We start from the raw sequence: 11,333 nt of genomic DNA, 5'->3' as shown, positions 1-11,333 counted from the left end.
CCAGCGCTTCTTGCGAACCTTGCACGTCGGCCTTGATGATGAGGGCCAGCGTTTGCACGTCGCCCTGTCCCATCTGTTCGAACATGTTTTCCAGCTTGGCGGCTTGTTGCTTGGCCAGCTTGACGTCACGGTACTTGCCTTGACGGAAGGTGGCGATTTCACGGGCACGGCGTTCATCGGACAACACCATGAACTCGTCACCCGCACGCGGCACTTCGGTCAAGCCTTGGATTTCGACCGGAATCGACGGGCCAGCTTCTTGAGCCGACTTGCCGGTTTCGTCGATCATGGCGCGCACGCGGCCATAACTTTGACCGGCCAACACAACGTCGCCACGCTTCAAGGTACCAGATTGCACCAGCACGGTTGCGACCGGACCGCGACCCTTGTCGAGCTTGGCTTCGATCACCAGGCCCTTGGCCGGGGCATTCTTGGCTGCGGTCAACTCCAGCACTTCGGCTTGCAAGAGAACTTGCTCCAGCAAGTCGTCGATGCCTTGGCCGGTCTTGGCCGACACCGCCACAAAGGGCGATTCGCCACCGAACTCTTCAGGCACCACCTGTTCACCCACCAACTCTTGTTTGAGTCGGTCGATGTTGGCACCTTGCTTGTCGATCTTGTTCATCGCCACGACGATGGGCACGCCCGCCGCCTTGGCATGGTGGATTGCTTCCTTCGTCTGGGGCATCACACCGTCGTCCGCCGCCACCACCAAGATGACGATGTCCGTGGCCTTGGCACCACGAGCACGCATGGCCGTGAAGGCTTCGTGACCGGGGGTGTCGAGGAAGGTGATGATGCCGCGCGGTGTCTCGACGTGATAAGCGCCGATGTGCTGCGTGATGCCGCCCGCTTCGCCAGCGGCCACACGGGTGCGGCGAATGTAGTCAAGCAACGAGGTCTTGCCGTGATCGACGTGACCCATGATGGTGACCACCGGAGCGCGCGACGTCAGCTCCAACGCCACAACGGGCGCATTTTCTTCGAGGAACGCTTCCGGATCATCGAGCTTGGCGGCAAAGGCCTTGTGGCCCATGTCCTCGACGAGGATCATCGCGGTCTCTTGATCAAGCTGCTGGTTGATGGTGACCATCTGGCCCAGCTTCATCAAATGCTTGATGACTTCAGAGGCCTTGACCGACATCTTGTGCGCCAAATCGGCCACCGAAATGGTCTCGGGCACATGCACTTCTTGAACTTGCTGTTCAACCGGCGCGTTGTAATTGTTGGATGAGTTGCTGTCGTGATGACCACGGCCATCACGGCGTGACGATGAAGCACCGCCGCGCTGATGCGAACCACCACCCGGTCGCCAGCCACCGCTGCGCGCACCAGCGGGAGCACCAGCAGGAGCACCCGGACGAGCGCCCGGACCTGTGGTCCCTGGCTTGGCCGCTACACCGCGTTTCTTGGCGTCATCGGCCCAGCTCGAAGAAAGCTTCTCCGACTTGACCGACTTCTTATCGCCCGGCTTGGCCGCACCGGCTGCCGCAGGCGGCGCGCCCGGCGCACCAGCCTTGGGCTTATGGATGGTGCCGCTGATGCCTTCCTTGGGCGCACCAGGTGCTGCCACGGGAACAGGCTTGGGCTCTTCAACCTTCTTAGCGGCCGTCAGCACCTTCTTGGGCTGCGACATCATGGCGCGAATCGCGGCGGCTTCAGCTTCCGCTTTGCGACGGCGTGCATCCACGTCCGCTTGCTTCTGCGCAGCACCAGCAGCGATATCGGCCGCCTTAACCACGCGCACCGGCACACCGGGTCGAGCCACGGTGGACACCACGGTCGTCGGGGTAACCCCAGGCGACGACGGGGTGGCGATCACGGGTCGCACGGGTTGACCAGGGCCACCCGCAGTAGCGAGGGATGAAGGCCGACTGTTCGAGACAGGAGCCGAACGATTGGCCTCAGTTCGGGCCGGGCCGCCAACGGCGGCAGGTCTATCGGGTGTCTTTTTTTGCACAACGGACTGCGATGGTTGCTGGGCAGCACGAACCTGAGCTGCGGCTAGGGCGGCGGCTTCAGCGGCCGCTTGGGCAGCCGCAACTTCAGCGGCTGCTCTGGCCGCTTCGGCGGCAGCGCGCTCTTTGGCTTCACGCTCGCGCGCCAGCCGTTCAGCTTCTTCGCGCTCACGGCGCTCTTGCGCCTCTCGCTCGCGCTGCAAAGCTGCTTCTTTTTCTTGAATCAGGAGTAATTCAGCTTGGCGCTGCGCCTCTTGCTCTTGCTCGCGCAGCACCTGATCGGTCTGATCGGCTTGGGCTTGAGTCGGCTCAGCGACATCAAGCTCCACCTCGTCCTCGACAGCCACGTCGGCTGCCGCAGCGGTGCTCATGCTACCTGTGACAGGGCCAGCTTCAGCGCGCTGCATGAAGACACGCTTTTTGCGCACCTCCACTTGAATGGTGCGCGCTTTGCCAGAGGCGTCGGCTTGCTTGATCTCGCTGGTGGATTTACGCAGCAGCGTGATCTTCTTGCGGTCACCCGCTGCCGTGCCATGCGTCAAACGCAGATAGGCAAGCAACTTTTCTTTGTCGGACTCAGTCAAGGGGTCGGAAACCGATGCCTTGTTGACGCCAGCAGATTGAAGTTGCTCAAGCAGCGCCGACGCCGAGCGGCTCAGCTCAGCAGCGAACTGGGCAACGGTAGTCACGGCCATGTCGATTGTTCCTAGAGAAATGCAGTTGCGGTGATGGCTGGTGGTCTGTGAAGTCAATGTCAGACGTTGAACCAGTGCTCACGAGCCTTCATGATCAGCGCCTTGGCTTGCGCCTCGTCGATGCCGGTCATGTCGGTCAATTCGTCAACCGCCAAATCAGCCAGATCATCGCGGGTATGCACCCCACCATCGGCCAGCCGTGCGATCAACTCCGGAGTCAGCGCTTCATCCAGATCACGCAGATCCAGAGCGGCTTCATCCACCTTTTCTTCTTTGACGATTTCCATGGTCAACAACGCATCCTTGGCTCGGGTGCGCAGCTCTTGCACGGTTTCTTCATCAAACGATTGAATTTCCAGCATTTCTTGGAGCGGCACGTAGGCAATCTCTTCCAAGCTGGCGAATCCTTCGGCGATCAGGATGTCAGCGACTTCTTGATCGACATCCAACTTGTCGATAAAGAGCGCGCGAATCCCATCCGACTCCTGGGCCTGCTTGGCTTTGGACTCTTCGGCCGTCATGATGTTGATCTTCCAGCCGGTCAAATCCGACGCCAAGCGCACGTTTTGACCGCCGCGACCGATGGCGATGGCGAGATTTTCTTCGTCCACCACCACGTCCATCGCGTGACGCTCTTCGTCCACCACAATCGACTGCACGTTCGCGGGTGCCAAGGCACCGATCACAAACTGCGCCGGGTCAGCCGACCACAGCACGATATCCACGCGCTCGCCCGCCAACTCATTGGTGACAGCATTGACCCGCGAGCCGCGCACACCGACACACGTACCAATCGGATCAACGCGCTTGTCGTGCGAAAGCACAGCAATCTTGGCGCGTGAACCCAGGTCACGGGCGCAGCTCTTGATTTCAAGCAGCCCTTGCTCAATCTCGGGCACTTCTTGACGGAACAGCTCCGTCATGAACTCCGGCGACGAGCGCGACAGCATGATCTGTGGACCACGCAGCGTCGAATCAACCTCCATGATCATGGCGCGCACACGGTCGCCAACACGGAGGTTTTCTTTCGGGATCAGCTCAGTGCGCTTCAAACGCCCTTCAACGCGCCCGGCTTCGACGATCAAGTCACCCTTATCGAGGCGCTTGACCGTGCCCACAAAAATCTTGTCGCCGCGCGACAAGAAGTCATTGAGCAGTTGCTCGCGCTCAGCGTCGCGAATCTTTTGCAAGATCACTTGTTTGGCGGCTTGCGCACCAATGCGGCCGATCGGCAGCGATTCGATGGCCTCTTCGATGTAGTCACCCACCTCGACGTCGGCAATCTGCTCCAAGCCTTCGAACAGCAACACTTCGGCATCCGGCAACTGAAGACCCGCTTCGTTGGGCACCACGCGCCAACGGCGGAAGGTCTCATAGCCTCCGGTTTCGCGATCAATGGCCACCCGAACATCCACTTCACCTTCGTAAAGCTTTTTCGTGGCCGACGCCAAAGCCGCTTCGACAGCAGCAAACACGGTATCCCGATCCACGCTCTTTTCGCGTGAAATCGCATCGACCAGCATCAACAGTTCGCGATTCATTTTTCGTGACCTCCGGCTTCGCCCGTTGCATCGTCAGATTCCCCTGCACGACGCTTGCGTCCCTTCTTGAAGTCGATCACCGGCACCAAACGGGCCTCTCGAACTTCAGGAAGTACAAATCCCAGAATTTTTTCTTCCTTGCCGTCCTTGAACAGCAACTCGTAGCCGGCATCGACAAGGCGCAATGTGCCTCGGTACTTTTTCCGGCCTTGAAAAACTAATTTCAGGGTGACATCGATCTCAGCACCCTCGTAGCGGGCGTAATCGGCCACTGTTTTGAGCGGACGATCCAAGCCCGGCGAAGACACTTCAAGCCTAGCGTAGTCGCAGCCGTCCACTTCAAGCACATACTGCAACTGGCGCGTGACCAGCTCACAGTCCTCAACCGTGACAGACTCTCCGGGTCCCGTCGGATATACCTGAGCCGGGACACGGTCGATATAAACGCTCAAAAGCCCTTGGGGCGCGAACGCACACTCGACCAACTCGTACCCGAGTCCTGAGACGGTTTTCTCGACAGTCTGCTGCCAGTTCATCGACCTTCTAGCGCGCAAAGGAGCTCTTTGCGCTGAAATAAAAAGAAAAAAGCAAAAAAAAATGGACCGGATTCCCCCGCCCATTCAGCGATTTAGCGAAGCGCCGATCATACGCGACGAAGACCCACTTGGCAACAACTCAACCGAGACAAGGCCGGTGCCAAGGACGGTTGGCGAGGCTTGTAAAGGCGAAATAGCGCCATACCGCTTCACCCATGAGAAAATCCGCACACTATCGACATCATTGACATGGAGCCTTCATGGGTTTTCTCGCTGGCAAGCGCCTCCTGATTACCGGACTGTTGTCCAACCGTTCCATCGCCTACGGCATCGCCAAGGCCTGCCACCGCGAGGGTGCTGAGCTGGCCTTCAGCTATGTCGGCGAACGTTTTAAGGACCGCACAACCGAATTTGCCGCCGAATTCGGCTCTTCATTGATCTATGACTGCGACGTGGGCAGCGACGAGCAGATCGACCGCATGTTCAGCGATCTCGGTCAAGCTTGGGGTGATGGCTTCGATGGCTTCGTCCACTCGATTGGCTTTGCGCCGCGCGAATCCATCGCTGGCGACTTCATCGAAGGTCTGTCACGCGAATCGTTTCGCATCGCGCACGACATCTCGGCCTACAGCTTCCCGGCGATGGCCAAGGCGTCCCTGCCCTACTTGCGCGAACGCAGCGCCATGCTCACGCTGTCTTATCTGGGTGCAATGCGTGTTGTACCCAACTACAACACCATGGGCTTGGCCAAGGCTTCACTGGAAGCGAGCGTGCGCTATCTGGCGGCCAACCTCGGCCCCAAGGGCATCCGTGTCAACGGTCTTTCAGCCGGCCCGATTCGGACGCTGGCTGCCAGTGGCATCAAGGACTTCGGCAAGCTGATCAGCTTGTTTTCCCAGAACGCGCCGCTGCGCCGCGTGGTCACGATCGAGGAAGTCGGCAATGTGGCCGCGTTCCTGCTCTCCGATCTGGCGTCAGGCATGACCTCTGAGATCACCTATGTGGATGGTGGTTTCAGTCACGTCATGGTCGGCGGGGCCGACTAACGGCACCGCCTTTAACGCTCGTCGGCGCACTGGTCACACTGGCCGGTGCGCTGCCGCAGTCCTCGCCTCGGTGCAAGGATGGCTCAAAGGGGGCGCTGGCCAGCCAAAGATCACGCCTTGCTTGAGAAACGGGTAACGGCGGCGTACACAAGTCAGCTGAAGGGCCGACGCTCACACGCCGGGCTTTGATCTTGGCGCGCCAACGGCGCAACTCATCGGCCTCATCGCTCAACGTCACGTCTTCGGGCCAATGGATCACATCCAAGCAAAGCGACGGCTCGCAATCGTTCAAAGATTCGTCATTGCGCTGCCCATCCGAGCGATGCCAACCCACCACATTGGCACTGACTTTGTTGTTTCTAAACAAGCCACGCAAGCGATTACCGTTGTAATCACGCACAAAAACCCCCACATTCGCGGCCGGCGCACGCAAACGGGGCGTCAAGCGATTGGCTCCCAAGATGCGATTACGACTGACCACATTGTCATAGCCGGCCGAAATACCAATGCCGTAATTGGTCGTGCTGATAATTTGGTTATCAACAACATGGACATAAGCCGACTGCTCTGCATCTTTCGACCCCGATGCATCAATCACAATGCCACCACCCGAATAATTTGAAAGATGACTTGGAAACGGATAGCCGCCTCGAATAAAGTTATCGTGGATACGTATGGGTGCTGCGACACCAACTCCTCGACTGCTTAATACCCGAATATTATCCTCAACCCGACTTTTATCGGGCTCATTGATCACTTCATTCCAGCTGATATCCACAGCGGGCGATTGCACTCTTACAATATCAACAAATTGCACCCGCGCAGCACTGTTTTGATCCGTAAAATGGGTGCTTTCTAAGTACCCATCCATACCATTGCTGAATTTACCAACGATGTTGGCTACACGGTTATATCGAATATGTATCTTTTTCACAGTCGAAAACGAGCCATCTAAATAAATGCCGGCTGTATTCTCAAGAAGATTGTGCTCAATCACCACAGTATCTGGCTTGGTCGCAGTCAAGAATCGGCCATGGGCTCGGCCATAGAGCTCAGGATTCAGCGCCGAAGCCCGGCAATTGCGCACCGTCACCCGCGCACCAGGTTTCAACACTCTGATCAGCACGGCGCGCCCACGAATCTGGCAGTCTTGCACCACCACCGGCTCAGCGGTATCAATCTGGATGGCGGGCACGTCGGGTTTATCGCTGAACCAATGCCCGCTGTACGTGCCACCCGAGCGGATCACCAAGGGGCCTTGCCAGAAATCACTGTTGCGATCCTTGATCTTGATGACCAAGAAATCCTCAGAGCCGACCACCGTAGAAGCCCCGGCCAAGCCCATCAAACCGGCAGCACACACCATCCCCAGCGCCAAAGCGAAGACAGGAGATCGCTTCAGAATGTGCCGCTTCATGACCAGCTCCCGGCAGAATCAGGTGCCCTTCAATAACTGTTGTAAGGCTTGCTCATCCAAGATCGGGATCGATAAATCCCGAGCCTTGTCCAGTTTGCTACCGGCTTCAGCGCCTGCCACCAGATAGTGGGTTTTTTTCGACACCGAACCACTCACCCGACCACCGGCCGCCTCAATCAAGGCCTTGGCCTCGTCGCGACTGAGCTTGGGCAAGGTGCCGGTGAGCACCACCGTTTTGCCGAGCAAAGGACGCGGTGCATCGCTGGCTGTACCCACCTCGTCGGGCCAACGCACGCCGGCTTCGATCAACTGCGCCACCACCTCGCGGTGTGTCTTGGGTTGATCAGGTTGATCGAAGAAATGCCGCAAACTGGCAGCGACTACCGGGCCGACATCGCTGACTTCGAGCAACTCTTCCAGCCGCGCATCCATCAAGCGCTCGATGCTACCGAAGTGGCGCGCCAAGTCTTTGGCGGTGCTCTCGCCCACGTGGCGGATCCCTAAGCTGAAGAGAAACCGCCCCAAGGTGGTCGTCTTGCTTTTCTCGATGGCGGCCATCAAGTTGGCGGCACTCTTCTCGCCCATGCGCTCCAAGGTCGCCAAGCTTTCTAGGCTGAGGCGGTACAGATCGGGCAGGCCGTTCACGAGGCCCGCATCGACCAGTTGATCGACCAGCTTGTCGCCCAAGCCTTCGATATCCATCATGCGGCGGCTGGCAAAGTGCAGCAGGGCCTGCTTGCGCTGCGCCGGGCAACTCAAGCCGCCCGAGCAACGCCAATCGACTTCACCTTCTTCGCGCTCGATGGGGCTGGAGCACACCGGGCATTGCCCGCCCAAGCGTTTGTAGAGGTCAAAAGGCTCGCTGGCAGCGGCTTCAGGTGGACGTTGCTCAAGCACCACGCCCACCACCTCGGGGATCACATCGCCCGCCCGACGCACGATGACGCTGTCGCCCACGCGCACATCCTTGCGGCGGGTTTCGTCTTCGTTGTGCAGCGTGGCGTTGCTGACGGTCGTGCCACCGACAAACACGGGCTCAAGCTTGGCCACCGGCGTGAGTTTGCCGGTGCGCCCGACTTGGATGTCGATACCCAAGAGCCGGGTGATCTGTTCCTGCGCCGGATATTTGTGCGCCACCGCCCAACGGGGCTCGCGGCTCACAAACCCGAGTTTCTCTTGCAGGGCGCGGTCATTGACTTTGTAGACCACGCCGTCGATATCAAAAGGCAGCGCGTCGCGCTTCTCGCCCATCCGGCGGTGAAAGTCCACCAAGCCGGCGGCACCCCGTGTCACGATCCGGTCCGGACACACCGGCAGGCCCATGGTGGCCAAGGCATCGAGCAAAGCGCTATGCGTCACAGGCACATCCCAGCCCTGAACCTCACCCAAACCGTAGGCAAAAAAGCTCAAAGGGCGCTTGGCGGCGATACCGGCGTCAAGCTGACGCACGGCACCCGCAGCGGCGTTGCGTGGGTTGACGAAGGTTTTTTCGCCCTTGGCTCCGGCAGCGATCAAGGCGCGCTGACGCTCATTCAAGGCGTCGAAGTCATCGCGGCGCATGTAGACCTCGCCACGCACTTCGAGCACCGCCGCTTCACAGCCTTGAAGGCGCAAGGGAATTTGCCGGATGGTGCGGATGTTGTGCGTCACGTCTTCGCCCGATGCGCCGTCGCCGCGTGTGGCCGCTTGCACCAACACACCGTGTTCAAAGCGCAGATTCAAGGCCAGCCCGTCAAATTTCAGCTCGGCGACAAACTCAAGCGGCGGCTCTTCGGCCGTCAAGCCCAGCTCGCGCCGCACCCGCGCATCGAACGCTTCAGCGCCAGCCGCTGTGGTGTCGGTTTCGGTGCGAATGCTGAGCATCGGCACGGCGTGGCGCACGGGGGTGAAGCCGTCGAGCACCGTACCCAAGACACGCTGGGTGGGCGAATCGGCACTGCGCAGCTCGGGGTGAACGCTCTCTAAACCTTGCAGCTCAGCAAACATGCGGTCATAGACGGCATCCGGCAGCTCAGGCTCATCCAAAACGTAATAGCGGTAGGCGTGATGCTGCAACTGGCGGCGCAGCTCAGCCACCCGCTGCGCCGGGACCAACTCAGGCAAGGGATCGGGCACAGGCGCACCCGCAAAAAGATCAGCCTGGGTCATGACATCAACTGAACATGCGGCGGGTGGAACGCGCACCGGCGGACAAACCGTGCTCACGCAACTGGCGATACAGGATTTTCAGATCTTGCTCGATCAAGGGCAAAGCGTCGGGTGGCAGCGCCAAGCCCTGATCATCGGAAACCACCGCATCCAAACCAATGGCCAAGGCCTGACCAGCGGCGCACCAAGCGTTGAAGGGCTGATCCACCAAGGCGGTTTGGGGCACATCGAAGGCCAAAATCAGCTCGGTCACCTGCGCCTCGCTGGGGTTATCCGTCAGCGCAGCTTGAGGGTCAAATTCGAGGCTCAGCATCGGCGGCGAACCGTCCTCACGCCCGGGTAAAACCAAGCGACCTGGCGTGGTGCCGGCCACAAAACCATGCCTTGAGGCATGCCACTGCACGGCACTGACAGGCCACGGCACACGCTGGGTGCGCAAACGCATGATCAGCTGGGCATCCAGATGACCGGCAAAGGCATCCAACTCACGTCCACGCGCCACCACGTTGAGCATGTCGGGAAAATCAGGGCTGGCACTGATCAGATCGGCAAAGGCTTGGATCTTTTGGACGAATTCGGAATATTCAATTTCGTTGAGTGGCCCGTGCCGGTTGGCCATTTGCACACCCGCACGCAACTCACCGTACGCAACCTCGGCCACCAAAGTGCCCCACTGCCGGGTCTGCGCATGGCAGCCTTCAATCAGAAAAGATTTACTGCCCGCCCGACGGCTCAGCGGCAAGTGCGGTATCACGCTCTGACCCAACACGGGCGCATCCATGCGCAATAAAGCGATGGCGTCGATGAGCGGATCCAGCCGTGCCCCAAGCGCAGGCCGGCGTGTGGGAGGGGGCGGCGTCACTTGGGATGTTTCTGGCTCCGGCGCATCGCTGATCACGGCTTTTTCAAGGGCGATGGGTGGCAATTCAACACCCTCCGGCGACCCCATCATCGGCTCATACGCCCGCGCCCCCGGTGGCATGAGACCCACCGGATCGCCTTGGCCCATCACCGGCTCGGTACGCTGATGTTTACGCACCCGGCGTGAGAGCCAAATCGTTTGAACCAGCAAGATCGCAAGCACGCAAGCGCCGAGCACAGCCAGCCAAAGTTGCAAGGAATTCATCCACCCGATCCGATGTTGTAGGAGCCATTACGTGCACTGCACACCTAGGGGGCGAATCATGCCTTATGCCGGCTGCGCCATGGCCATCGCATCCTCCATATCGACCGCCACAATGCGCGAAACACCCTGCTCCTGCATCGTCACGCCCACCAGTTGTTCGGCCATTTCCATGGCGATCTTGTTGTGGGAAATGAACAAAAACTGCGTCTGACTCGACATGCTGCGCACCAAAGCGGCGTAACGCCCGGTGTTGGCATCGTCCAACGGTGCGTCCACCTCATCGAGCAGACAAAACGGCGCTGGGTTGAGCTGGAAGATCGCAAACACCAGCGCGATCGCGGTCAGCGCCTTTTCACCGCCCGAAAGCAAGTGGATGGTGCTGTTCTTTTTGCCCGGCGGTTGCGCCATGACCTGCACCCCGGCTTCGAGCACCGCGTCGCCGGTCATCATCAAGCGCGCATTGCCGCCGCCAAAAAGACGCGGAAACATCTCGCCAAAATGGGTGTTGACCGTATCAAAGGTTTGCTGGAGCAGTGCTTGGGTTTCAACGTCGATTTTCCCAATCGCTTCTTCAAGCGTCGTCATGGCCGAGACCAGATCAGCGTTTTGTTGATCCAAAAAGCTCTTGCGCTCGCGCGCCGAACTCAGCTCGTCCAACGCCGCCAAATTCACCGGCCCCAAAGCGTTGATCTCGCGCTGGGTGCGGTCAATGTCAGCTTGCAGGCCGTGCAGCCGCACCGCACCCGTTTCAACGCTCTGCGCCAGCCCGTTCAAGTCCACCTCGGCTTGGGTGAGCTGCTCTAGGAATTGGACGCAACTGAGCTGCGCGGCTTGGGCTTCGAGCTGTAGGGCCGAGATGCGGTCGC

At 59.5% G+C, this 11,333-nt stretch carries 8 protein-coding genes; 1 reads left to right on the top strand and 7 read right to left on the bottom strand.

The window, feature by feature from the left end; translation table 11 throughout:
- The 3 genes from infB to rimP all read right to left on the bottom strand — a co-directional run.
- Positions 1–2,653, bottom strand: a 2,653-nt coding sequence (gene infB, locus AC3VI7_RS10540; protein WP_489671505.1) for a translation initiation factor IF-2, incomplete at its 3' end; no start/stop codon positions are given.
- A gap of 59 nt (positions 2,654–2,712) precedes the next feature.
- Positions 2,713–4,194, bottom strand: a complete 1,482-nt coding sequence (gene nusA / locus AC3VI7_RS10535; protein ID WP_489671052.1) for a transcription termination factor NusA — start codon at positions 4,192–4,194, stop codon at positions 2,713–2,715.
- Positions 4,191–4,730 carry a ribosome maturation factor RimP gene (rimP, locus tag AC3VI7_RS10530; RefSeq protein ID WP_489668846.1) on the bottom strand — a complete coding sequence of 180 codons (540 nt, stop codon included), beginning with the start codon at positions 4,728–4,730 and terminating at the stop codon, positions 4,191–4,193. The genes nusA and rimP overlap by 4 nt, the downstream gene beginning before the upstream one ends.
- 260 nt (positions 4,731–4,990) lie before the next feature.
- On the opposite strand from rimP, the gene fabI reads away from it, so the two are divergent.
- Positions 4,991–5,776, top strand: coding sequence for an enoyl-ACP reductase FabI (gene fabI / locus AC3VI7_RS10525; protein WP_489668847.1), 786 nt, complete (start codon positions 4,991–4,993; stop codon positions 5,774–5,776).
- Here the strand turns inward: fabI and AC3VI7_RS10520 are convergent.
- The 4 genes from AC3VI7_RS10520 to AC3VI7_RS10505 all read right to left on the bottom strand — a co-directional run.
- On the bottom strand, positions 5,754–7,193 hold the full coding sequence (locus AC3VI7_RS10520) for a right-handed parallel beta-helix repeat-containing protein (RefSeq protein WP_489668848.1): 1,440 nt from the start codon (positions 7,191–7,193) through the stop codon (positions 5,754–5,756). The two genes, fabI and AC3VI7_RS10520, sit on opposite strands and share 23 nt — an antisense overlap.
- An 18-nt stretch (positions 7,194–7,211) precedes the next feature.
- Positions 7,212–9,341: an NAD-dependent DNA ligase LigA gene (ligA, locus tag AC3VI7_RS10515; RefSeq protein WP_489668849.1), complete on the bottom strand. Its 2,130-nt coding sequence runs from the start codon at positions 9,339–9,341 to the stop codon at positions 7,212–7,214.
- 4 nt (positions 9,342–9,345) lie between these two features.
- Positions 9,346–10,467: a cell division protein FtsZ gene (locus AC3VI7_RS10510; RefSeq protein WP_489668850.1), complete on the bottom strand. Its 1,122-nt coding sequence runs from the start codon at positions 10,465–10,467 to the stop codon at positions 9,346–9,348.
- A gap of 63 nt (positions 10,468–10,530) precedes the next feature.
- Positions 10,531–11,333 (bottom strand): chromosome segregation SMC family protein (locus tag AC3VI7_RS10505; RefSeq protein WP_489671504.1); only part of this gene is annotated, 803 nt, incomplete at its 5' end.

The sequence above is a fragment of the Leptothrix toolikensis (SeqCode) genome (assembly GCF_057922285.1).
Note: the sequence above shows the minus strand (reverse complement) of the source record. Positions and strands in the feature narration are given on the sequence as shown.

Coding starts and splice junctions, on each gene's coding strand:
- rimP (WP_489668846.1), bottom strand. CDS start 4,730: ATGAACTGGCAGCAGACTGTCGAGAAAACCGTCTCAGGACTCGGGTAC.
- nusA (WP_489671052.1), bottom strand. CDS start 4,194: ATGAATCGCGAACTGTTGATGCTGGTCGATGCGATTTCACGCGAAAAG.
- AC3VI7_RS10510 (WP_489668850.1), bottom strand. CDS start 10,467: ATGAATTCCTTGCAACTTTGGCTGGCTGTGCTCGGCGCTTGCGTGCTT.
- ligA (WP_489668849.1), bottom strand. CDS start 9,341: ATGACCCAGGCTGATCTTTTTGCGGGTGCGCCTGTGCCCGATCCCTTG.
- AC3VI7_RS10520 (WP_489668848.1), bottom strand. CDS start 7,193: ATGAAGCGGCACATTCTGAAGCGATCTCCTGTCTTCGCTTTGGCGCTG.
- fabI (WP_489668847.1), top strand. CDS start 4,991: ATGGGTTTTCTCGCTGGCAAGCGCCTCCTGATTACCGGACTGTTGTCC.